Source organism: Nocardia pseudobrasiliensis NBRC 108224, from assembly GCF_001613105.1.
GTDB classification, from domain to species: domain Bacteria; phylum Actinomycetota; class Actinomycetes; order Mycobacteriales; family Mycobacteriaceae; genus Nocardia; species Nocardia pseudobrasiliensis.
The window spans coordinates 25,919-47,877 of sequence record NZ_BDBS01000019.1 but is presented as its reverse complement, the minus strand read 5'-3'; the positions used below and the strand labels follow the sequence as shown (position 1 = coordinate 47,877).

Genomic DNA, 21,959 nt, shown 5'->3' with positions numbered 1-21,959 from the left:
TCCGAGGAAACTCCACCGGGATCGCTTGGTCGGGAACCGCTACCTGATATCAGTACCGGCCGAAGGCGAGCGCGACATTGTGCCCACCGAATCCGAACGAGTTGTTGATCGCGTACTCGATGTCCTGACGACGAGCCTCGCCGTGCACGACATCCAGATCGATCTCCGGATCCTGGTTCTCGAGGTTCAGCGTCGGCGGCACGATGCCGTCGCGGATGCTGAGCACCGTGAGCACCGACTCGAGGGCGCCGACGGCGCCGATCGAATGGCCCAGGGCGGACTTGGGCGCGTAGACCGAGGCGTGCTGGACGCCGGCCTTCTGAATCGCGTTCGCTTCCGCCGTATCGCCGATCGGGGTGGCGGTCGCGTGCGCGTTGATGTGGGTGATGTCCTTGGCGTCCAGCCCGGCGGTCTGCATCGCGCGCATCATGGCGCGTGCGGCGCCGCTGCCCTCGGGATCGGGGGCGACGAGGTGGAAGCCGTCGGAGGTGATGCCCGCACCGAGCAGACGCGCGTGAATGGTCGCGCCGCGCGCCTTGGCGTGCTCCTCGGTCTCGACGACCATGAGCGCGCCGGCCTCACCGAAGACGAAGCCGTCGCGGTCCTTGTCGAACGGACGCGAGGCCGCCTTCGGATTGTCGTTGCGGGTGCTCATCGCACGCATCATGGAGAACGCCGCGATCGGCACCGAGTCGATATAACCCTCGACACCGCCGGTTACGACCATATCGGCGTCGCCCATGACGATCATCCGCCAGGCGTTGGCGATGGCCTCGGAACCCGAGGAGCATGCCGACACCGGTGTGACCACTCCCGCCCGAGCCTGAAGTTCCAGGCCCACAACGGCGGAAGGACCGTTCGGCATGACCATCTGAACGGCCAGCGGCGAAATCTTGCGGTAGCCGCCGGTCTTCAGCTTGTCGACCGAATCGACGAGGGCATCGCCGCCGCCGAGTCCGGTACCGATCGCGACACCGAGTCGTTCGGGATCGACCTCCGGGCTGCCGGCGTTCTTCCACACCTCGCGCCCGAGCACGGTCGCGAGCCGCTCGACATACGCCATGCGACGGATCTCGACCCGGCTCAACAGGGTGTCCGGGTTGACCTTGAGGTGCCCGCCGATACGAACCGGCAGGTCGTATTCCTCGATGAAGGAATCCTCGAGCGTGTCGATACCGCTCTCGCCGTTGAGGAGTCCCTTCCACGTCGCATCGACGTCACCCGCGATCGACGTGGTCGCCGCCAGGCTAGTTACGACGACGTTGGGGAAGTTCCCGTTCTTGGTGGAAGGAGTGGTCACGTTGTCGGCCCTTACTCGCCGGCGCCGAACTTGGCCTTCAGCTCCGCGGCCGCCTCGGAGTTCTCGGCCTCGAGCTTCTGGATGTAGGCGACCGCGTCACCGACGGTCTTCAGGCTCGCGAGGTCCTCGTCCGGAATCTTGACGCCGTACTTGTCCTCGGTCTGCACCGCGATCTCGACCATCGACAGCGAGTCGATGTCCAGGTCGTCGACGAAGGACTTCTCCAAGGTCACCTCGGACGGTTCGATGCCCGTCACCTCTTCGATGATCTTCGCCAGTTCTTCGACGATCTGTTCCTGGGTCAGAGCGGCCACTTCGTGGCTCCCTTCTTGTTACTCTCTGGGGTCCGTTTAACTTTTCGGTATGAGCCCGACTTTTGTTTCGATCGGGCTCGGTCGGGTCCGCATCGTTGCGGGCCGCGACGAAAGCTAGCTTGTTGCCGAGACTGTCGACAACTCCGCCAACGCAGCGATATCTTCCGGCGTCTTCAGTGCCAGATTCGGTGTGCCCTTCAGTTCCCGCTTGGCGATACCGACGAGGGTTCCGGCCGGTGGCAGTTCGGCCACCGCGGACACCTCCGCCGCGCGGAGAGTCTTGGTGCACAGATCCCATCGAACGGGCCGGGTCACCTGTGCGGCGAGCTTCTCGATGGCGTCCTTGCCCGAGTCGACCGGCTTTCCGTCGAAGTTCGACAGTAGAACCCGAGTCGGCTCACCGGGAGTGATCCGAGCGATGGCCTCGGTCACAGCGTCCTGCGCGGGGGACATGAATCCCGTGTGGAACGCTCCGGCGACGGGAAGTGCGCGAACCCGCGCACCCTCCGGCGGGTTGTCCGCCAGCTGCGCCAACGCATCGAGCCGGCCTGCCGCCACGATCTGGCCCGCCGCGTTGCGGTTGGCCGGAATCAGGTCGAGCTCGGCGAGCCGGGTGAGCACGGCGGCCTCATCACCGCCGAGCACGGCGGACATTCCGGTCGGTTCGAGCGCGCACGCCTTGGCCATCTCCGCACCGCGGATTCCGGCCAGCCGCACGGCGTCATCTGCGGAGATGACTCCGGCGACCGCAGCGGCGGCGAGTTCGCCCACCGAATGTCCGGCGACGATCGTATCCCTCGGAAGTGCTTCCGACGGGATTTCCGCGTACGCGAGCAGCGCCGCGGCTACGACCAAGGGTTGAGTCACCGCCGTGTCGGTGATCTCCTCCGCGGTGGCAGTAGTGCCGAGCCGCAGCAGGTCCAGGCCGCAGGCCTGTGACCAGAGTTGGATACGGTCACGCGCGCCGGGAAGATCGAGCCAAGGCGCGAGCATGCCGGGTTTCTGAGAGCCCTGTCCTGGGGCGAACAACGCGATCACGTTCTATACACAACACTGTGCAACCCCGATCCGGAGATGTCGACGCGAATGAAGCTCGAGGATCGCTTTTGTGTGGTCTCCACAAAACGGCACGTGGGTTGTCGCGATCGACCGCCTCGGGTCCGGTGTTACACGCGATCTTCGTAAAAGGTGTCCGACGTGTCTTCTGTGGCAGATGTGGGCGATTCGTTACGCATTCGTGTCAATCGACCCACTGTCGCGGCGATTCTGAGGACGTACGCGTCCCGGGGATTCACCGGATCTCGGCCCGTGATGTCGGCAATACGCTTGAGGCGGTAGCGGACCGTATTTGGATGAACGAACAGCTGCCGCGCGCAGGTCTCGACGGCCCCGCCGCAATCCAGATAGGCGTCGAGAGTGTCCGACAGAGCCGATCCAGCGGCGGCCAACGGTAGCACAAGATACTCGTTGAGAGCGTCCACCGCAGCGCGATCACCGAGCAGCGCGCGTTCGGGGAGAAGTTCGGAGGCGTGCACCGGGCGCGGGGCGCCGCGCCAGCCCACGACCGCCTCCATTCCGGCCATCGCCTCGACCGCGCTGATATGCGCGGCCGACAGGGTCCGGGTGGTCGGGCCGATCACGACGGGACCGTCGGAGAAGACCTCGGCCAGCAGCTCGCCCAGGAACGGCGACAGATAACCGCCCTCGCCGAGATTGCCGCTGACGACCATCACCAGCCGCGAACCCTGCACCACGGCCAGCGCGGCGTGCCCGTGCCGGGCGGCGATGGTGTGCACCGAGCCGACCACCGCGACCTGATCGTTGACCGGCGTACCGACCAGCACCGTGGCGGGCGCGGTGGCGTCCCAGTTCAAAGTCGCGGCGCGGGAGAGCATTTCGGGTCCGGTGTCGCCGCGCACCACGGCGTCGACGACCAGGGCCTCGAGCCGGGTGTCCCAGGCGCCGCGGGATTCGGCGGCGCTGGCGTACACCGAGGCGGCGGCGAAGCCGAGTTCGCGGCCGTAGCGCAGGACCGCCTCGGTGAGCGCCACCAGCTGCCGATCGTTGCGGGCCAGGGCGGGTAGCCACTGTTCGAAGAACTCCATGGCCACGCGGACCATGTCCACGGTCTGGCGCAGGGTCAGCCTTCTGGCCAGATCCTGCGGAATCACCTGGAACGCGTCCAGGCTGAAGCGGATATCGCTTTCCGGATCCTGCAGCCACTCCAGGAAGTTCACCACCGCGGTCTGCACCAGCATCTGGACCCCGGCCCGCTGGGCGGCGTCCAGATCGCCGAAGAACGGCAGTCGATCCTCCATCGACGCGATGGCCTCGGTCGACAGTCGCCCCGACAGCTGCCGCACCCGCTTGAGCAGGGTGTCCGGCAACGGATCTCGGGTCTGGCGATTGGGCGAGAGCGCACCCGTCGGCAGATAGACCTCGTGGTGCTCGGACGTGCCCTCGGAGATCCGCCGAGGCCGCGGCGGTTTACGTTCCACCATGCAATATTCCCTTGCGGCAGTTCGGCCGCCACATACCCCCTACATATGGGCGTGCCGCCCACGACACACCCACATGTCTCATGCCAGCTGTTCCTCGTTGCTGTCCGAGGTCGGGGCCGCGTCCACATCATCGATGCGGTAGCGGGCCGCGGCCTCGGCCACCTTGGCCTGGTCGATCTTTCCCGCGCGGCCCAGGGCCTCGAGGGCCGCGATCACGATCGACTGGGCGTCGACGTTGAACACCCGGCGCGCGGCCGGGCGGGTGTCGGAGAAGCCGAAACCGTCGGTGCCCAAGGTCGTGTAGTCGCCCGGGACCCACTTGCGGATCTGATCGGGGACCGAGCGCATCCAGTCCGAGGCGGCCACGAACGGACCCTGTGCCCGCGAAAGCGCCTGCGTGACATAGGGAGTTCCGGCGTCGGCGGCCGGATTGCGCAGGTTGGCGATCTCCTTGGCCAGGGCCTCCTTGCGCAGTTCGCTCCACGAGGTCACCGACCACACATCGGCCTGTACGCCCCACTCCGCGGCCAGCAGCTCCTGGGCCCGCAGGCCGTCGGGCACGGTCACGCCCGCCACCATGATCTGCGCGCGCACCTCGCCCTCGCCGCCGCGCTTGTAGAGATAGATGCCCTTGAGCAGACCCTCGACGTCCACATCGTCCGGCTCGGCCGGTTGCACGTAGGGCTCGTTGTAGAGGGTGATGTAGTAGAAGATGTTCTCCCCGCCGAATTTGTCCTCGGGCAGATGGGGATTCGTCCCCGGCAGCACGGTCGTCTCCGGCGCGGGCTTGCCGCCCCCGTACATCCGGCGCAGTCCGTCGCGCACGATGTGGGCGATTTCGAAGGCGAAGGCCGGGTCGTAGGCCAGCACGGCGGGATTGGTCGACGCCAGCAGCAGCGAATGACCGTCGTTGTGCTGCAGACCCTCACCGGTCAGCGTGGTTCGCCCGGCGGTTGCTCCGAGTACGAATCCGCGCGCCAGCTGATCCGCCGCGGCCCACAGGCCGTCGCCGGTGCGCTGGAATCCGAACATCGAGTAGAAGATGTAGAGCGGGATCATCGGCTCGCCGTGGGTGGCGTAGGAGGTGCCCGCCGCGGTGAACGACGCGGTCGATCCGGCCTCGTTGATGCCCTCGTGCAGGATCTGCCCGACCTGACTCTCTTTGTAGGCAAGCATCAATTCCGCGTCGACCGATGTGTACAACTGGCCGTTGCGGTTGTAGATCTTCAACGAAGGGAACCACGAGTCCATGCCGAAGGTGCGGGCCTCGTCCGGAATGATCGGGACGATCCGCTTGCCGATCTCCTTGTCGCGCAACAGCTCCTTCATCAACCGGACGAAGGCCATCGTGGTGGCCACGTTCTGCTTGCCCGAACCCTTGCGGACCGAGCGGTAGGGCTCGTCGCCGGGCAGTTGCAGAGGCTTTGCCACAGACCGGCGTTCGGGCAGATATCCGCCGAGGGTGCGGCGGCGGTCCAGCAGGTACTGGATCGCCGGATCCTCCTTGCCGGGGTGATAGTACGGCGGCAGCTTCGGATCCGCCTCCAATTGCGCATCGGTGATCGGAATTCGCTGTACGTCGCGGAAGGCCTTGAGGTCGTCCAGCGTCATCTTCTTCATCTGATGCGTGGCGTTGCGGGCCTCGAAATGCTTGCCCAGGCCGTAGCCCTTGATGGTCTTGGCCAGGATGACCGTCGGCTGGCCCTGATGCGCCAGCGCCGCGGCGTAGGCGGCGTGGATCTTGCGGTAGTCGTGGCCGCCGCGCTTGAGGTTCCAGATCTGTTGATCCGACAGACCTTTGACCAGTTCCTTGGTGCGCGGATCGCGGCCGAAGAAGTGCTCGCGCACATAGGCGCCGTCGTTGGCCTTGTAGGTCTGGTAGTCGCCGTCGGGGGTGGAGTTCATCAGATTCACCAGCGCGCCGTCGCGATCGGCGCTCAGCAGCGCGTCCCACTCGCGGCCCCAGATGACCTTGATCACGTTCCAGCCCGCGCCGCGGAAGAACGACTCCAGCTCCTGAATGATCTTGCCGTTACCGCGAACCGGGCCGTCGAGGCGCTGCAGATTGCAGTTGATGACGAAGGTCAGATTGTCCAGACCCTCGAGCGCCGCCACATGCGCCAGGCCGCGCGATTCCGGCTCGTCCATCTCGCCGTCGCCGAGGAAGGCCCACACGTGCTGATCGGAGGTGTCGGTGATGCCGCGGTCGTGCAGGTAGTGGTTGAACCGCGCCTGGTAGATCGCGTTCATCGGGCCCAAACCCATGGAGACCGTGGGGAATTCCCAGAAGTCGGGCATCAGGCGCGGATGCGGATACGACGACAGGCCGTGGCCCGGGCCGCCGTGGCTGTACTCCTGGCGGAAGCCGTCGAGCTGGTTCTCGCTCAGCCGGCCCTCGAGGTAGGCGCGGGCGTAGACGCCGGGCGAGGCGTGACCCTGGATGAAGATCTGATCGCCGCCGCCGGAGTGGTCCTTGCCGCGGAAGAAGTGGTTGAAGCCGACCTCGTAGAGCGCCGCCGAGGAGGCGTAGGTCGAAATATGGCCGCCCACACCGATTCCGGGTCGCTGCGCGCGGTGCACCATGACCGCGGCGTTCCAGCGGATCCAGGCGCGGTAGCGGCGCTCGACCTCCTCGTCGCCGGGGAACCAGGGCTCGTTCTCGGTGGGGATGGTGTTGACGTAGTCGGTCGAGGTCAGCGCCGGAATGGCGACATGGCGCTCACCGGCGCGCTCGAGCAGGCGCAGCATCAGATAGCGCGCGCGGCCGGGGCCCTCGCGATCGAGCATCTCGTCGAAGGACTCCAGCCATTCGCCGGTCTCTTCCGGATCGATATCCGGTAGGTAGGACGCCACACCCTCACGGATCACCCGCACACGCGCGCCCGGCTTCGTGCGGGGCGATCCCGCTTCGGCGGCAGCGCCGTTGGGTACGGAACTCGACGACATCGGGTGCATCAGGTCTGTCAAAATCAATGCTCCTCGTACAGGGGTGGACGATGGCGCTGACCCCGGGTAGCTCCGGTGGTAGGCAGAGGCTATCCGTCGATTGCGGTTGGGGCGCATCTCACATCCTTGTCGATGATGCGTCCCCGGTCATCATGTCAGTCGGAAATCCAGTACCGTTCGCTAGGCGGCGCGGGTAGAGCGCGACGGGCCCGGAGGTGGCAGCCCGTAGACCAGCGTCCGATCCCGCATGCGCCGCCATCGGAAACCGTCGAGGCATCGAGAAGCGGGGAGATGATGAAACTGCTGAACCCACGTGGGTTCGGGTTGACGTGCGCGGCCGTCGCGGTCGGCACCGGACTGGTGGTTGCGGGTTGTTCCAACGCAGTCCACGGTACCGCCACCGTGAATCAGTCCGACGCCGCGGCGTACCGGACCGAGATGGCCTCCTCGTCGGCGGCGGCCACCTCCTCCCGGAAGGCCGCCGCGCTGGCGCAGGCGGTGAGCGACAACTGCACTCCCTTCCGCGACACCACCGGCGTGGCGGTGAGCAAATACAACGAATTCGTCGACGCGCACGACAACAACGCGCCCGATCAGGACGCCAAGCGCGATGCGTCGGCGGAGACGCTCGAGAACGCCGCGAAGACGGTCGAGGGCCGGGTGAGCGCCGCGGGCGACGCGCTGCCGCCGGATCTGGCGCAGAAGTTCACCGATTACGTCGTGGCCGCACGAGGGCTGGCCGCCGAGACGCGCAAGATGACCTATACCGCGCCGGTCGGCCAGCTCAACGATGCCAGCAAACGGGTGAACGACGCGCTCAACGCGGTCCGCAACGCCTGCCCGGCCCGCTGATTTTCGCCATGTGCACGCGACATTTCCATGGATAATTGGCCGGATCGGCTTGCGTTGCGGCGGATAACCATGTTCGCTTGCAATGACCTAACTGTCGGGAGTTGAGGAGGACACCACCGTGGTCGCCGCGGCGGACGCGCAGAACTACGCTCAGAAGCTTGGCATTACGCACGACATGGTGGTTCAAGAGCTGGGCTGGGACGAAGACACCGACGATGCCCTGCGGGCGGCCGTCGAGGAGGCCATCGGAGCAGAGTTGCTCGACGAGGACACCGACGAGGTGGTCGACGTCGTGCTGCTGTGGTGGCGAGACGGCGACGGCGACCTGGTCGACGAGCTTCTCAATGTCATCACCCCCCTGGCCGATGACGGCGTGGTGTGGGTGCTCACTCCCAAGACCGGCCAGCCCGGGCATGTGGATCCCAGCGAGATCGGCGAGTCGGCGACCCCGGCTGGGCTGACGGCGACCACGCCCGTGAGCCTGGGTACCTGGACCGGGACGAAGCTGACGCAGCCCAAGACGCCCTCGAAGCAGCGCTGATCGCTGCCTTGGCTAAGGTTTCCGCCGGGGTGGCGTCGTGCGATGCCACCCGGCGGACGTCGTCGCGACGAACAGAGGGAGGACAGCGCATGCCGCTGGAAGTGGGCACGGTCGCGCCGGATTTCACGCTGAAGGATCAGAACAACCAGGACGTCACCCTGTCCAGCTACCGCGGACAGAAGAACGTACTGATCGTGTTCTACCCTCTGGCGTTCACCGGTATCTGCCAGGGCGAGCTGTGCAAGGTGCGTGACGAGCTGCCGAAGTTCCAGAACGACAACGCCGAGATCCTCGCCATCTCCGTCGGCCCCCCGCCCACCCACAAGATCTGGGCGGCCGAACAGGGCTACACCTTCCCCCTGCTCTCCGACTTCTGGCCACACGGCGCGGTCGCCCAAACCTACGGCGTCTTCAACGACAAATCCGGCTACCCCAACCGCGGCACCTTCGTCGTGGACAAGGACGGCATCATCCGTTTCGCCGAAGAGAACGCCCCCGGCGAGCCCCGTGACCAGGCGGCTTGGGAGAAAGCGCTCACTGCGTTAGATTCGTAAACCGCCGCGTCCACCGGACCGGCCCCAACCTCCGCCCGCCGGGCGAGGTTCCCAGGGCGTATAGCTCAGTGGTAGAGCACTGGTTTTACACACCAGCGGTCGGGGGTTCGAACCCCTCTGCGCCCACCGCATTCACGCTGTTCAACTCCGACTCGGACTGCCCCACAAGGGAAACCATGGGGCAAACATGGGGCACTCGACTCAGCCGAGGATGTTTCGGACGTTCTCCCACTGGCTGTCCGCGAGGCTTGCGTAGCGTTGAGTCGTCCGAATCGAGGCGTGCCCAAGCAGCTTCTGTACTTGTTGTAGCGGTACGCCAGCGCGCACGAGACGGCCTGCGTAGGTATGACGGAGATCGTGCGGCCGCACCTTGCCCAAGCGGCGTTCGTCGTCACCCTCGCCGACCCATGCGACTCGTAGTGCGGCTTGGAATCGCTTGCCGAAGTTGTCCTGATCGAACGGCCGACCCTCGGTGTGCGCCAGTAACAATCCACTCCGAACTGATCGTCCGGTCACGTACCGCACCGGGGCCGGTGAGCCGAGGCCGTCACGCTTGATTACCGCGATGAGAGTTGCCGTCAACGTTTCGCCGATAGGGATTGTTCGTCGCTCATGGTCCTTGGGTGCCTTGAGGCGCTTGGCCTCTTTATCCCACGCCCATTCGACACTGATGATTTTGCGGCGGAGGTCGATATGTTCCTTATGGAGTCCTTGGGCCTCACCCATCCGCATGTCGGTACCGACGAGCACATCGATCACGAGTTGGTCGAAAGGCTCCAGAGGCTCACGCAGGGCGAGGAACTCGTCGTCCTCTAGGTGCCGCTCGGGGCTCGGCCCCGGCTTGGGCAGTGTGACGTCGATGCACGGGTTCTCGATGATCAGGTTCGCTTTGCGGGCCGCTTTCATCGAGTCGCTGAGCAGTCGATAGCACTTATCGACGGTTGCGGGCGCCGGGTGAGTTGGTCTCCCGCGGCTTGGATTGATTCGTATGCATCAACGACGCCGGTTCCGGCCCGGGTTCTCGACTGCCGGGTGTGCCTGCGTCCGTGCGTTCCGGCCAGCGTAATCCTTTATTCCGCATGCCCAACCCGAACACCGATACGCAGTAACTTGGTAGGTCAGGAGTACCAGCGAGATATCGGCCAATCGGACGCACGAGCGGGTTCGGTCGCCCACCTGCTTCGCGGTGTGCTTTGGTGGAGCATCGTCGCGAGCGCGATCTCGCGGTCCATGATCTCCAGGTCTTGATCGCTCAGCGCGGCTATCGGCTCCCGGACCGGCACATCGAGTTCGGTTGCGATGTTGTCAGTGATCTGTTCGAACGTGGTTTTCGTCGCGGCAGCAGCGATTTCGCGGTTGATCGCTTGTGTTTCATCTTCGGTCAACCGAAATGGGCCTCGATGCTGCTGACCACCGCCCGCGAGTCACCCATGCTCTCCATGTCGCTCACGACATGACCACTGCCGTGGCCGGTGGTCATGTCGTGGGTGGGGTCCGGCCAGCTCGTGGGCAGGACGAGGTCGGTCGGATACCCCGTCGGAGGTCTCCGGAGTCCGGCCGCCGTGCAGGTGCACCACGGTTGGAACCGGCATTTCCTCGCTCCGTCTCGAATCGCGTTATTCGAGCCGAAGCTATAACCTATTTGTTCTCATAGCTAAGACCAGTATCGCTATGGCGTTATGATCGCTCGGGTATAACGAGGGAGTAGGCCATGGATTTGAATTCGCTCAGACAGTTCCTCGTGGTTGCGCGCCTGGAACATCTCAGCCACGCGGCCGACGAACTCCGCGTCGCCCAGCCCTCATTGAGCCGCACCATTGCCCGGCTCGAGCGCGAGCTACGCACCCCGTTGTTCGATCGGGCCGGGCGGCTGCGGCTCAACGACACCGGAAAGCTCTTCCGTGACCACGTCGAACGCGCGCTCGGCGAACTCGACGCGGGCTGCCGCGCCGTCGGCGAGGCAACCACCGGCGGCTTCGGCACCGTGCGACTGGCCTCGGAAACCTTCCTCACCTTCATCGGGCCACTCGCCGTCTTCAAGCGGGCCCATCCCGGCGTGGAAGTCGAACTGCACCAGATACCCGCCGCGGAGATGCCCCGCCGCCTGTTGGCCCAGGACGTCGACCTCTGCGTCGCCTCCCAGTCGATCCACGCCGACGGCCTCGAAGCCGTGCAGCTCCTCGACGAGGCGGTCTGGCTGGCTGTTCCTCTCGATCACCCACTCGCGGAACGGAATTCGGTGACCGTCGAAGAACTCAGCGAGGAATCCTTCATCGCCGCCGGCGCGGGACACTGGCAGCGCAAGCTGCTCGACCAGCTCTTCGCCGCCCGGGGCCTCACCCCGAGGATCGTCTATGAGGGCGACGAGCTGAGCGTCATCGGCGAACTCGTCAAGGCCGGACTGGGCATCGGCCTCGTCCCCGACCTGGCCAAACGCTCGATGCCCAGCACCGCCGCCGCATGGATCGCCGTCGACGACCCGCACTGCCGCCGGACGCTCACCCTGTACTGGGGCAGCGGCAGCCATCTCTCGGCCGCCGCCCGTGGTTTGCGCGGCACGATCACCGACTGGAACTGGACAGCCAACAGGTCGCATACCCCGGGCGCTATAACGCCATAGCGATATTGGTCTTAGCCAGGATAACTTCTGCGTCATAGCTTCTTCCTTGTCGGTCACAACCGAAGACGAGGAAGAAGTTATGTACGCCATCCAAGCACCGAGGAAATCCATCGCGGTGACGGTCGCGGGAGCACTGCTGGCCGGTGTCGGGCTCAGCGCCTGCGGGACGCAGACCAGCGCGGCGAGCCCGTCGCAGCAAACCGAGATCCTGGAACTCGCGGTCGAGAACAGCGACCAATACGCGATCTCCGACCTACCGCCGACCGGCACCAGCGTGGGTGATCTCTCCGTGTATTCGAGCTGGCTGCTCGAGGACGGCCGTCGGATCGGGCAGGGCGGGGGTTCGTGCCAGGTCATTCAGGTCGACGGCGCCAAGGTCACCAACCAGTGCGTGCTCACGGCGAGGCTCGAACAGGGAACGCTGACTCTGCAATCGCTCTACGTCACCGGCGAGAGTCCACTCGATATGGCCATCACCGGCGGCACCGGCGCGTATCAGGATGCCCAGGGCATCGCTCGGTTTTGGGATATCGGGACGCCGCAGGAACGCATGCGGGCCGAAATCACCCATCCGGCAAAGCAATAGACACGACCGACAAAGCACTTTCGGGCATCGACGACGTCCCCAGCCATTCCTGAGAGGAAACGAATCATGACTACAGCCAACGATTTTCAAGCTCGAGTCGACCGCGCCGAAGCTGAGCTCCGCCGCCATATCGACGAGGTAGTCGAAGCGCTGCGCACCAAGGATCTCGAGGCGCTGCGGCAGCTGTACACGACCGACGTGGTGTCCTTCGATGTCGAGCCGCCACTGGTGCATGCCGGGATCGAGGCGAAACTCGAGAACTGGGCGAAGGTGTTCCGGTTCTTCGTAACCGTGGTCTACGAGATTCGCGATCTGACGTTCACCGTGGACGGGAACGTGGCATTCGGGCACGCCTTCGCTCGCCTGCACGGCACCCTGCAGAACGGCGAAGCGGCGCAGGGCATGTGGGTCCGGGTCACCTACGGGATGCGCAGGGTCGGCGACACCTGGCTGATCGCGCACGACCAGGTTTCGGTGCCGTTCGACATCACCACCGGTAACGGTGTGACCGACCTCGAGCCCTGAGGCCAGGGGTACGGCGGCGCTTCGCTTGGCGGGAACCATGTTTCACCGCACCGCCGACCTCCTCGCCTGTCATTTGTACCGTCTTGGTGGTGAACGGACACCGGCCGGGCGAGTTGCCGATGTCGATTACCCGTGGGGCATCTGAACTTGATCGCAGGGCAGAACGTGGGGCAGGCCGGTGTGCTGATGTGGTCTTCTATGTCTTCCGAGTCCCGACCTTGATCGGCAAAGAAGCGCTGTTCTGCGGCTTTCGAGAGACGAATGGTCGCAGGTCGTTAATGATTGTGGATAATTTTGCCGTGCTGGTTTTACACACCAGCGGTCGGGGGTTCGAACCCCTCTGCGCCCACCAAGTCCGTTATCGCATACCGAGCATTTGTCGAATGATTTCGTTCGGTAGTTCGAGGCGTTGCGCAATCTGCTAGCAAATCGACCAGTCGGTTCTTTTCTGGGTTATTTCCTTCTCGGCCCACCGAAACTCGGGGCTTGGCGGCGGTGGGGTTTGGTGGGGGTATCAGGCTGTGCTGCAAGCGGTTTCGCGCTATCGCCGGGCGAAAGGCGGTGGATATTCGGAGGATGCGGGTGTCTGTGAGAGTGGGGGGTGCCTTTGAGGACAGCGTTCGAGGGGAGCAGGTATGTCGCAGGCACTGTGTGAGAATTTGGACTGTCGTGGGGTGGCGGGGGAGGGGGGTCGGGTTTGCGCGGGGTGTCGGGGGGAGTTCGTCGAGTTGTTGGCGCGGTTGCCGGTGCTGCATGCGCGGTGTGGGGAATTGCTGCAGGGGGAGCGGACTCGGCGGGTGGCTCGGGCTCGGGGCGGGCGGCGGCAGGGGATTGCGCTGCGGGATGCTCTGGTCGAGGCTCGGGCCGAGATTTTGGCGCTGGCGGCGTCGTGGGCGGCGCTGGTGGTCGATGAGGTGCGTCCGCCGCGGCGGCCTCGGCGGGATGTGCCTACGCTTGTGAATTTTCTGCTCTCGTACCGGGATTGGCTGGTGGCGCATCCGGCCATCGGCGATGCCATCGAGGAATTCGGTGCGGTGTGCGGGTTGGCCGAGCGGGCCATCGATCCGGGGTCGGAGCGGATCGCGCTGGGCGCGTGTAATCGCGCGGGGTGCGAGGAGACCGTGTATGCCGACCTGTCGGCGAACGGGCGGGGTAATCGGCTGGTGAGTTGTCCGGCGGGGCATACCTGGCAGCCGCATCAGTGGTTGGCGCTGGATCAGCGGGTCGGGCCGCGGCGCCGGGCCGGAGGGCGTGGGGAGTCGGTGGGGCGTGGGGAGTCGGTGGCATGACCGAGTCGGCGCAACGGCGCCTGGTGCCAACCGAACTCGCCGCGCTGGCCGCTGGCGTCAAACCGGAGACGATCCGCAAGTGGGCCAGCCGCGGCAAGCTGACCCGCTACGGTCGGCCGGGCCGGGCCGAATACGATCTGTCCGAGATCTTCGATCTGATCGGTCCGGGCGAGTCGGTCGGATCAACCGGCGCGACGGAACGGCTCGAACAGTTCTGAGCGCGGCAGTGTTTGGCCGCCCTCGAGGATCGCTTGTTCCAGACCGCGCAATTGACCGGAGGGTTCCAGCCCGACCTGTTGGATCAGCGTGGTGCGCGCCTTGCGGTAGACCGCGAGCGCCTCGGCCGATCGGCCGCTTCGATGCAGTGCCAGCATCAGATAGCCGTAGGCATCCTCCCAGAGCGGATGCTCCTCGATATAAGCCTGCAGATCGGGAATGACCTCCAAATCCCGGCCGAGTGCGAGTTCTATTCGGAAACGCGACAATTCGGCGGCCATCCGCCGTTCGCCGAGCCGATAGCCGATGCGTTGTATCGATTCGCTGGGCACATCCGCCAGCACGGGTCCGCGCCATAATCCCAGGGCCGTTCGCAGTGCGGTGAGCGCGGCGGGCAGATTCTCCCGTTCCTCCTGTGTGGCGGCCTCGACAAGTAATTCGTCGAATCGAGCGCTGTCCAGGACGGCGGTATCGAGGAACAGTCGATACCCCGGCGCGCGGGTCTCGATGCCCATCTGGCAACGGTTCTCGGTGAGTACGCGACGCAATGCCGAAATACATATTTGAATTTGTGCGCGCGCGGTCGCCGGCGGCCGCCCGTCCCACACCGCCTCGATCAGACTCTCCGTGGAGGTCACGCGATCGGCATTCAGAGCGAGCAGGCCCAGTACCGCGCGCTGTCGGTACGAGTCGAGCCTCGGTACACCGGCAGCGCCTTCGATCTCCAGCGGACCGAGAATTCTGAGTTCAACCATGTTGTATCCATCCCCTCAATGAACTCGCTCGACAACGTCGCTGTAGCTTTTACATCACACCCGATGGAGCTCGGACCGCCAATCCGTCTTGGGATAGGGCCTCGAGCTGAAAGTTGTAGTGCCGTGGGGTGTGTGCGTGCGCGTGATCGGCCCGGCCGCAGGCGTTCGGCGGCGGTCGGCGCATCCAGCGGTCCACGTCGGCGTGAGTGAGGGACAAGATGGTTGGCCTCGTCTGACAGGATATTGTCAAGCAAAATATCCTGCGATATCGCGTCTTCGGCTGCTAATCGAAAAGAGCTGCGGCGCAGTGTTTTACGTGGGGACGGCCGTTCTCGCCGTATGCGTCCGGTCCGGTATCCCGCTGCCACTTTCGGACGATTTTCACGCACCACAAGGTTAGTGCCACCAGAACTCGTGGCATCGATGGTGGTGGATGCCAACGCGCGCAGTGGTTTCCGCTCCGGAAGGAGGTCAGGAAGACTCCCGCCAGCGGAAATGCCCTCGGTACCAGGGTTTTTCCCGACAATCGTCCTGCGGGCTGTCAGTGGGGTCGGTTAGTATCCAGACAGCTCGATGCCGTCCGGGGGTTCATTGGCAAAGCTCGACAGTGAGAAGGGGTGGGATGGTGATTCTCCGTTCGGAACACCGGCGTGCTCACGGCCGATCGAAGACGGCGAGGTTTCCCGACAGAGCAGGAGTCGCACAGCGTATGAGTCAAGATAAGATTCGCATTCTCGTGGCCGATGATCACACGCTGCTGCGCGAGGCGCTGTGCGATCTGTTACGGGCCGAGCCCGACTTCGAGATCGTGGCGCAGGCGGGTTCGGGGACGGCAACCCTGCAGTTGGCCGCCGAGCATCGCCCGGACGTCTTGCTGCTGGATCTGGAGATGCCCGAGGGAGATCCGCCCGATACCGTGCGCCGCCTGCTGGCCCAGGATCCGACCCTGCGGATCATCGTGCTGAGCATGCACGACGCGCAGCAGCTGGTACAGCAGCTGCTGTCCCTGGGTGTGCGGGGCTACCTGCACAAGGGCGCCGGACGCTACACCCTGCTCTCCGCGATCCGGCAGTCGGTCGACGACGGCCCGCGCACGGTCACGCTGTCGGTGTCGCCGGAGAGTCTGCGGGTCCGCGTCGCCGAGCCGGACGATTCCGGCAGTCTGTCGGCCCGCGAGAAGGAGGTGCTGATGTTCGTGGACGAGGCGCTGAGCAACCGCCAGATCTCCACCCGGCTCGGCGTCACCGAGGCCACGGTGAAGCGACATCTGCGCAACATCTTCGCCAAACTCGAGGCGGTCTCCCGCATCGACGCCGTCAATCGCGCGGCGGAACGTGGTTTGATTTCGCGCCGACATACGAATCGGCTGCAGCGTTAGGGGACTTTCCGTCCCCGGCGATCATTCTGATGTAATTGAGTGACGTCGAAAATTTTGGTCTGGCAGGTTTTTGCTATACCGCAGTGCGATCCGATCCGGATAAATTGAATTCGACTCGGCGGCCGCCGAGACTTCCAGTGGAATCATCATGCCGAGACTTATGTGAGTGGTGAATCGAATGCCCGGATCGGATAAGGCCTCGAAATCAGGGGCGTCGGATATCGCGTTGGTGACCGGCGCGGCGGGCGGCATCGGCCGCCGGATCGTCCATCGGCTGGCGGCCCAGGGAATGACCGTCGTCGCGGTCGATCGGATGACCGACGCGTCCAAGGCGCTGCGTTCCATCCCCGGCCACGTGGTCTTCGTTCAGGGCGATGTCACCGACTCCGCCGATGTCGAACGCTTCGTCGGTGAGGTCGAGCGCGATCTGGGCCCGATCGATTACCTGGTGAACGCGGCGGGCATTCTGCGGGTCGGCGATGTCGTCGGAGCGCGCGACGCCGATTGGGAGGAAATGTTCGCGGTCAACGCCTCGGGAGTCTTCCGGATGATCAGGGCGGTTGTGGCCCATATGATTCCCCGTCGGCGCGGCGCGATCGTGACCGTATCGTCCAATGCGGCGCGTACCCCGCGCGCGGCCATGTCCGCATACGCGGCGTCCAAAGCGGCCGCGACGATGGTCGCGAAATGCGCCGCACTCGAGGCTGCGCAGTACGGAATCCGCTGCAATGTCGTATTGCCGGGGTCCACCCGAACCGAGATGCTGCAGACCAGCTGGGAGGGCGAGGATCGCACCGCGGCGACGATCGCCGGTGTTCCGGAGAAGTTCCGCCTCGGAATTCCGCTCGGCCGTATTGCCGATCCGGACGACATAGTCGACGCCGTCGAATTCCTGCTGTCCGATCGGGCCAAGCACATCACGATGCAGGAGCTCGTCGTCGACGGCGGTGCGACCCTCGGCAGCTGAGCGCGAACTCTCGAGATCAGAGGAGTCATGATGTTCGGTGAAATTCCCGACACCATTTCATATCGCATGCCGATTCCGGAAGAATTGCCGAAGAATGTGGTCGACTGGAAAATCGAGCCGAAGCGTTCGGTGCTGTTGATCCACGATATGCAGAACTATTTCGTGCGCGCGCTGCGGGCCGGTGGCTCACCGTACGCGGAGTTGGTCGCCAATATCGCGGCGTTGCGCGCGGCGTATCTGCGGGCCGGGGCGGTCGTGGCTTATACCGCGCAGCCCGGTTCGATGACCCCCGCCGAACGAGGGCTGTTGCGCGATATCTGGGGTCCGGGCATGACCGCGGACGAGGCCGATCGCGCGGTCGTTTCCGAGCTCACGCCCGGGCCGCAGGATCGAGTGTTCACCAAGTGGCGATACAGCGCGTTCCACGGCAACGGTCTGCGCGAGCTGTTCGAACAGCACGGCCGCGACCAGATCATCGTCTGCGGCGTCTACGCCCACGTCGGCGTGCTGACGACCGCGCTGGACGCCTACTCCCACGATGTCGAGACCTTCCTGGCCGCCGACGCCGTCGCCGATTTCACCGAGGACGACCATCGGTTGACCCTCGAATACGCGGCCGCGCGCTGTGCCGCGGTGCGGACGACCGCCGAGTTGGTGGCCGCCGCCCAGGCCGGTGTGGATGCCGAAGTGGGTGTGTGACATGGCGGTAGCGGACAACGGGTCGCTGCTGGACCGTCTGCTCGCCGACCTGCGGCAGCCCTTCGCGATCGTGCAGCGACCGGGCGGAATCGACATCATGCGCGGCGGAGTCACCGAATTGGCCGGGCTCGACGATGTGAGCTCGGCCGCGGCGGATTCCGATCTGCTGGTGCTGATTCCGTATCGGCAGATCGTCGAGCGCGGCTACCCGTGCAACGACGATCGAGCGCCGCTGCTGGCCATGTCGGTGCGCGAGCGCGAGACCAGCGATCGCGCAACGGTTCTGGCCGCCCTCGGCCCCGGCGTGGTCGGCGATCGTGCCATCGATCCGGCCGATTTCCAATTCGACGTCTCCGACGCGGACTATCGCAGGATCGTGCAGGCCGTGCTGGCCGATGAGATCGGCACCGGGGCGGGATCCAATTTCGTGATCAGCCGCTCGCTGATCGGCTCCCTCGGTCCCGATCATCTGCGCGCGTCACTGGGCCTGTTCCGTCGGCTGCTCGATGGCGAACGGGGCGCGTACTGGACCTTTCTGGTGCACACCGGCACCCGGACCTTCGTCGGCGCCAGCCCGGAAGCCCATGCGCAGCTGGAGGATCGGACCGTATCGATGAATCCGATCAGCGGTACCTACCGATATCCGCCGACCGGTCCGACCGTGCCGGGTCTGCTGGAATTCCTCGCCGACGACAAGGAGAACGGCGAGCTGTTCATGGTCGTCGACGAGGAACTCAAGATGATGTCCGCGCTGTGCCCGGCGGGCGGCACGGTGAGCGGTCCCTATCTGAAGGAAATGGCCCATCTGGCGCATACCGAATATGTGCTGGGCGGCCGGACCGAATGTGGCGTCGCGGAAGTGTTGCGGGAGACCATGTTCGCACCCACGGTGGTGGGCTCGCCGTTGGAAAGCGCCACGCACGTGATCTCCCGGTACGAGAGGACCGGACGCGGCTACTACAGCGGTGTGATCGCCCTCATCGATCGAGATCCCGCGGGATCCATTCGAATGGATTCGGCCATCATGATCCGCACCGCAGTGGTCGACGCCGAGGGCCGGGCCCGCATCGGGGTGGGCGCGACGCTCGTGCGCAATTCGGATCCCGATGGTGAGATGCACGAAACCCATGCCAAGGCGGCCGGTCTGCTCCGCGGCCGGGCCGCCGCGGACTCGCCGAAGCAGCTGGGGACGACCCCGATCATCGGGTCGGCCCTGCGCAGCCGCAATACCGTCGCCTCTCAGTTCTGGTTCGCCGACGCCGAACACCGCCGCATCGGCGGGCCCGCGGCTACGGGCGGTTCGGTGGTGCTGATCGACGCGGCCGACAAGTTCACCACGATGCTGGCGACAATGTTGCGCTCGCTCGGGTTGAACCTGACGATCGTCGACTACGACGCCGAAATCGAGCTCGATGCCTACGATCTCGTGCTGCTGGGGCCGGGCCCCGGTGATCCGACCGACACGCACGATCCTCGTATTCGGGCGATGTGTCGGCGCGTACAGGAAGTGCTGGCCGCCGATCTGCCGTTCGCGGCGGTCTGTCTGAGCCATCAGATTCTCTGTGTCGCACTCGGTTTGGAGGTGGACCGGTTGGAGCGGCCGAATCAGGGTGTAGGCCGGGAGTTCTCGCTGTTCGGTGTGCCGGTGCGCGCGGGCTTCTACAACACCTTCGTCGCCCGCAGTGGTCTCGACGTCTTCGATTCCGTACTCGGCACGATCGAGGTGAGTCGCGATCCGGCGACCGGCGAGGTGTACGCCCTGCGCGGCGAGCGCTTCGCCTCGGTGCAGTTCCACGCCGAATCGGTGTTGTCCCAGGACGGTCCGGCGGTACTGGCCGCGCTCATCGGTCGACTGATCGACCGCAGTGACCGCACCCCCGCATTGGCCGGGGATCCGGCGAGGGTGCGTATCTAGCCGGGTGGTGAAACGCCGAAAGTCGGGATGCCGGATATCCGGCATCCCGACTTTTGTGTTGTGTGTCAGTTGGTTATCGATGCGGGAGCGAGCCGCTCGGCGGCGATCACGGCGCGGGCGATATCGTCGTTGTCCGACAGGGTCACCGAATTCACGCCCGGGCGCGGACCCGCTGCGGTGACCCAGTGCACGGCTTCGGTGGGCACGCCCACCGCGTATCGGCGCGGATGCGGACGCCCCGTGCCGTCGAGCAGCGCATGGGTTTCCGGGGCCACCTCGACGCCACCGGTCCGATAGTGCTCACCGTCCGGGTCGGCCACCGAGAATACGCGTATCTCATTGCGCCGCAGCAGGTTGAGCAGCAGCTCGTCGCCGGTGTCCTGGATATTCGGTTCGGGCAGTCGCGCGTCCACGAGTACGGTCGCGGTGACCGTCGACCCGTCGACCGCGTCCGATCGCGCGATATAGCGATCGGCGGCTGCGTCGTAGCTCACCCGCATGCCCGGCCCGATGATCCGCACGATACCGGCCCGAATCAGTGCCGACAGTTCCGCGATCCGTGCCGCCGGCGGGCCGATGGACAGGAAGGCGTTCAACGGCGTGTACCAGCCGTCGAGGTCGTCTCGATAGGATCGGCCGGTGATACCGCTGTGGTCGACGATCAATCGGATCTCGTTGCGCAAGTCCCGCAACACGTCCAGAGCCGCTTTCACCGGACCTCGCGCATTGCCGAGTTGCGCATGGCGCACATCGGCGTCGAGATAATCCAGCAGCCAGTCGTGGAACTGTTCGGCGCTGTCGAAGCGGCGGCCGCCGACGGGATCACCGACGGCGGCCCAATCCCAGCGCTGCGTCGCGTCGATACCGAATTCGGCCAGCACATCGGCCGCACCGCGATCGGTGGGCGCCTCGAGGTAGCGACTGCGGAACCAGCGTAGTTCTCGCGGGCTGATCCGGTCGGCCAGCAGCAGCGAGTAGTAGACCGACTCCACCTCCCGAGCCACCAGCGGCCACACATCCCGGCGGAACAGAACATCGCCGAAAAGCGCTGCCCGGTCGCGCAATTGCGCTATCCGGTCCGGACCGAGCAGGGTCGGAACGTGTCGTTCGTCGACGCCCTTCTGATTCTCGCCGCGCGCCTGATGTGGGACGCCGCGGCGGCATCCGGCCACGATCAGCGGCTCGTGTCCCGAGGGAAGGTATTCCAGGATCCCCTCGGTATCGGTCTCCTTGAAGCAACCGCCGCGGCCGACGGTCAACAGGGCCATGTAGTCGAAGAAGGTGAGGCCGAGACCGCGCACAATGACGGTGGCACGCTCGGGAATTCGATCGATGTCGACATCGGCGGCATTGCCCGGCGCGATGTGGACGACCCGCGAGCCCGGCGGTGGCGTCGCCACCGACGTGTCCGCGGTCGGGCGCGGCGCGACATGCCCCTGGGCGAGCACTACGGCATGCAGCCCGGTGATTCGGTCGCCGGTGCTGAGCGTCAGCTCCTGCAGACCGGCCGGGTCGTCGCGGAGATCGGTGACCGTGGCGGTGATTTCATGGGTCCGCACACGCGAGGCGTACCGATCGCGGATATGTTCGAAGGCCCAGCGCAGATAGTGGCCGTAAACGGCCCGGGGCGGATAGGTATTGGGCTCGAAGCGGCACGCCAGCTCGTATCGCTGCGGGGGCAGGTCGGCGAAATTGCCGACCTTCGCCAGGAAATTGGCCCACTCGTACAGGCTGGGGCCCGGCACGACCGGTCCCTCCATCGTGACGCTGGCATCGGTGAATATCGTGGCTTGTGCCGCAACGGTATTCATCAGCAGCTGCGGGGACTGGTCGGTGCGCCAGACCGCTCCGGGGCCGACCTGGGTCGAGTCGATGAGATAGACCTCGGCGGCGATGCCGGCGGCGTCGCGCGGAAGATTGGCGCAGAGGCGTTCGAAGAAACTCAGACCGCGCGGGCCGACGCCGACCACCGCGATGCGTAAAGGCAGTTCGGACATTGGA

The 21,959-nt window shown here is 65.3% G+C and carries 21 protein-coding genes and 1 tRNA gene; 14 read left to right on the top strand and 8 right to left on the bottom strand.

Annotation, left to right across the window (positions count from 1 at the left end; translation table 11 throughout):
* Positions 1-49: 49 nt before the first annotated feature.
* The 5 genes from NP4_RS16630 to aceE all read right to left on the bottom strand — a co-directional run bounded on the left by NP4_RS16630 (position 50) and on the right by aceE (position 7,061).
* Positions 50-1,300 carry a KasA/KasB family beta-ketoacyl-ACP synthase gene (locus NP4_RS16630; protein ID WP_067998679.1) on the bottom strand — a complete coding sequence of 417 codons (1,251 nt, stop codon included), beginning with the start codon at positions 1,298-1,300 and terminating at the stop codon, positions 50-52.
* A gap of 11 nt (positions 1,301-1,311) precedes the next feature.
* On the bottom strand, positions 1,312-1,614 hold the full coding sequence (gene acpM, locus NP4_RS16625; protein ID WP_062505319.1) for a meromycolate extension acyl carrier protein AcpM: 303 nt from the start codon (positions 1,612-1,614) through the stop codon (positions 1,312-1,314).
* 114 nt (positions 1,615-1,728) lie between these two features.
* Positions 1,729-2,652 carry an ACP S-malonyltransferase gene (locus tag NP4_RS16620; RefSeq protein WP_082875929.1) on the bottom strand — a complete coding sequence of 308 codons (924 nt, stop codon included), beginning with the start codon at positions 2,650-2,652 and terminating at the stop codon, positions 1,729-1,731.
* Positions 2,653-2,780: 128 nt separating this feature from the next.
* Entirely contained in the window at positions 2,781-4,115 is a 1,335-nt protein-coding gene (locus NP4_RS16615; protein ID WP_067998674.1) for a PucR family transcriptional regulator, read from the bottom strand.
* Between the two features lie 78 nt (positions 4,116-4,193).
* Positions 4,194-7,061: a pyruvate dehydrogenase (acetyl-transferring), homodimeric type gene (gene aceE / locus NP4_RS16610; protein ID WP_174556139.1), complete on the bottom strand. Its 2,868-nt coding sequence runs from the start codon at positions 7,059-7,061 to the stop codon at positions 4,194-4,196.
* Positions 7,062-7,352: 291 nt separating this feature from the next.
* Between aceE and NP4_RS16605 the strand changes: the two genes are divergently transcribed.
* The 4 genes from NP4_RS16605 to NP4_RS16590 all read left to right on the top strand — a co-directional run bounded on the left by NP4_RS16605 (position 7,353) and on the right by NP4_RS16590 (position 9,134).
* On the top strand, positions 7,353-7,913 hold the full coding sequence (locus tag NP4_RS16605) for an Rv2240c family protein (protein ID WP_245998348.1): 561 nt from the start codon (positions 7,353-7,355) through the stop codon (positions 7,911-7,913).
* 118 nt (positions 7,914-8,031) lie between these two features.
* The gene (locus tag NP4_RS16600; protein WP_067998672.1) at positions 8,032-8,454 is read left to right on the top strand and encodes a DUF3052 domain-containing protein; all 423 of its coding nucleotides are present in this window, start codon (positions 8,032-8,034) and stop codon (positions 8,452-8,454) included.
* 89 nt (positions 8,455-8,543) lie between these two features.
* Complete coding sequence (locus NP4_RS16595) at positions 8,544-9,008, top strand: peroxiredoxin (protein WP_067998670.1); 465 nt, start codon at positions 8,544-8,546, stop codon at positions 9,006-9,008.
* A gap of 54 nt (positions 9,009-9,062) precedes the next feature.
* Positions 9,063-9,134 (top strand) — tRNA-Val (locus NP4_RS16590).
* Between the two features lie 75 nt (positions 9,135-9,209).
* Here NP4_RS16590 and NP4_RS16585 read toward each other — a convergent pair.
* Entirely contained in the window at positions 9,210-9,914 is a 705-nt protein-coding gene (locus tag NP4_RS16585; protein WP_067998668.1) for a tyrosine-type recombinase/integrase, read from the bottom strand.
* Between the two features lie 290 nt (positions 9,915-10,204).
* On the opposite strand from NP4_RS16585, the gene NP4_RS16580 reads away from it, so the two are divergent.
* The 6 genes from NP4_RS16580 to NP4_RS16550 all read left to right on the top strand — a co-directional run bounded on the left by NP4_RS16580 (position 10,205) and on the right by NP4_RS16550 (position 14,246).
* Complete coding sequence (locus tag NP4_RS16580; protein ID WP_067998665.1) at positions 10,205-10,465, top strand: hypothetical protein; 261 nt, start codon at positions 10,205-10,207, stop codon at positions 10,463-10,465.
* Between the two features lie 254 nt (positions 10,466-10,719).
* Positions 10,720-11,628, top strand: coding sequence for a LysR family transcriptional regulator (locus NP4_RS16575; RefSeq protein ID WP_067998664.1), 909 nt, complete (start codon positions 10,720-10,722; stop codon positions 11,626-11,628).
* Between the two features lie 79 nt (positions 11,629-11,707).
* Positions 11,708-12,214, top strand: coding sequence for an allene oxide cyclase barrel-like domain-containing protein (locus NP4_RS16570; protein WP_067998661.1), 507 nt, complete (start codon positions 11,708-11,710; stop codon positions 12,212-12,214).
* Positions 12,215-12,280: 66 nt separating this feature from the next.
* Positions 12,281-12,739: a YybH family protein gene (locus tag NP4_RS16565; RefSeq protein WP_067998659.1), complete on the top strand. Its 459-nt coding sequence runs from the start codon at positions 12,281-12,283 to the stop codon at positions 12,737-12,739.
* A gap of 797 nt (positions 12,740-13,536) precedes the next feature.
* Positions 13,537-14,028: a hypothetical protein gene (locus tag NP4_RS16555; RefSeq protein ID WP_147288041.1), complete on the top strand. Its 492-nt coding sequence runs from the start codon at positions 13,537-13,539 to the stop codon at positions 14,026-14,028.
* Positions 14,025-14,246 (top strand): transcriptional regulator, encoded by a 222-nt coding sequence (locus tag NP4_RS16550; RefSeq protein WP_067998655.1) that lies wholly within the window; start codon positions 14,025-14,027, stop codon positions 14,244-14,246. Before NP4_RS16555 ends, NP4_RS16550 begins: the two co-directional genes overlap by 4 nt.
* Here the strand turns inward: NP4_RS16550 and NP4_RS16545 are convergent.
* A complete protein-coding gene (locus NP4_RS16545) occupies positions 14,211-14,999 on the bottom strand; it encodes an AfsR/SARP family transcriptional regulator (protein WP_067998653.1) in 789 nt (262 codons plus the stop codon). The two genes, NP4_RS16550 and NP4_RS16545, sit on opposite strands and share 36 nt — an antisense overlap.
* 709 nt (positions 15,000-15,708) lie before the next feature.
* Between NP4_RS16545 and NP4_RS16540 the strand changes: the two genes are divergently transcribed.
* The 4 genes from NP4_RS16540 to NP4_RS16525 all read left to right on the top strand — a co-directional run bounded on the left by NP4_RS16540 (position 15,709) and on the right by NP4_RS16525 (position 19,958).
* The gene (locus tag NP4_RS16540) at positions 15,709-16,377 is read left to right on the top strand and encodes a response regulator (RefSeq protein ID WP_067998651.1); all 669 of its coding nucleotides are present in this window, start codon (positions 15,709-15,711) and stop codon (positions 16,375-16,377) included.
* Positions 16,378-16,555: 178 nt separating this feature from the next.
* The gene (locus NP4_RS16535) at positions 16,556-17,344 is read left to right on the top strand and encodes a 2,3-dihydro-2,3-dihydroxybenzoate dehydrogenase (protein ID WP_067998649.1); all 789 of its coding nucleotides are present in this window, start codon (positions 16,556-16,558) and stop codon (positions 17,342-17,344) included.
* A 27-nt stretch (positions 17,345-17,371) separates the two neighbouring features.
* Positions 17,372-18,043, top strand: coding sequence for an isochorismatase family protein (locus NP4_RS16530; protein ID WP_067998647.1), 672 nt, complete (start codon positions 17,372-17,374; stop codon positions 18,041-18,043).
* Position 18,044: 1 nt separating this feature from the next.
* On the top strand, positions 18,045-19,958 hold the full coding sequence (locus tag NP4_RS16525; RefSeq protein WP_067998644.1) for an anthranilate synthase family protein: 1,914 nt from the start codon (positions 18,045-18,047) through the stop codon (positions 19,956-19,958).
* Positions 19,959-20,023: 65 nt separating this feature from the next.
* Here the strand turns inward: NP4_RS16525 and NP4_RS16520 are convergent, their stop codons facing one another.
* A complete protein-coding gene (locus NP4_RS16520) occupies positions 20,024-21,955 on the bottom strand; it encodes an FAD/NAD(P)-binding protein (protein WP_067998643.1) in 1,932 nt (643 codons plus the stop codon).
* Between the last annotated feature and the right edge of the window lie 4 nt (positions 21,956-21,959).

Bases quoted from the DNA above. Each gene is read 5' to 3' on its own strand.
- NP4_RS16615 (WP_067998674.1), bottom strand. From the start codon at position 4,115: ATGGTGGAACGTAAACCGCCGCGGCCTCGGCGGATCTCCGAGGGCACG.
- aceE (WP_174556139.1), bottom strand. From the start codon at position 7,061: ATGTCGTCGAGTTCCGTACCCAACGGCGCTGCCGCCGAAGCGGGATCG.
- NP4_RS16605 (WP_245998348.1), top strand. From the start codon at position 7,353: ATGATGAAACTGCTGAACCCACGTGGGTTCGGGTTGACGTGCGCGGCC.
- NP4_RS16595 (WP_067998670.1), top strand. From the start codon at position 8,544: ATGCCGCTGGAAGTGGGCACGGTCGCGCCGGATTTCACGCTGAAGGAT.
- NP4_RS16585 (WP_067998668.1), bottom strand. From the start codon at position 9,914: ATGAAAGCGGCCCGCAAAGCGAACCTGATCATCGAGAACCCGTGCATC.
- NP4_RS16575 (WP_067998664.1), top strand. From the start codon at position 10,720: ATGGATTTGAATTCGCTCAGACAGTTCCTCGTGGTTGCGCGCCTGGAA.
- NP4_RS16570 (WP_067998661.1), top strand. From the start codon at position 11,708: ATGTACGCCATCCAAGCACCGAGGAAATCCATCGCGGTGACGGTCGCG.
- NP4_RS16565 (WP_067998659.1), top strand. From the start codon at position 12,281: ATGACTACAGCCAACGATTTTCAAGCTCGAGTCGACCGCGCCGAAGCT.
- NP4_RS16550 (WP_067998655.1), top strand. From the start codon at position 14,025: ATGACCGAGTCGGCGCAACGGCGCCTGGTGCCAACCGAACTCGCCGCG.
- NP4_RS16545 (WP_067998653.1), bottom strand. From the start codon at position 14,999: ATGGTTGAACTCAGAATTCTCGGTCCGCTGGAGATCGAAGGCGCTGCC.
- NP4_RS16540 (WP_067998651.1), top strand. From the start codon at position 15,709: ATGAGTCAAGATAAGATTCGCATTCTCGTGGCCGATGATCACACGCTG.
- NP4_RS16535 (WP_067998649.1), top strand. From the start codon at position 16,556: ATGCCCGGATCGGATAAGGCCTCGAAATCAGGGGCGTCGGATATCGCG.
- NP4_RS16530 (WP_067998647.1), top strand. From the start codon at position 17,372: ATGATGTTCGGTGAAATTCCCGACACCATTTCATATCGCATGCCGATT.
- NP4_RS16525 (WP_067998644.1), top strand. From the start codon at position 18,045: ATGGCGGTAGCGGACAACGGGTCGCTGCTGGACCGTCTGCTCGCCGAC.
- NP4_RS16520 (WP_067998643.1), bottom strand. From the start codon at position 21,955: ATGTCCGAACTGCCTTTACGCATCGCGGTGGTCGGCGTCGGCCCGCGC.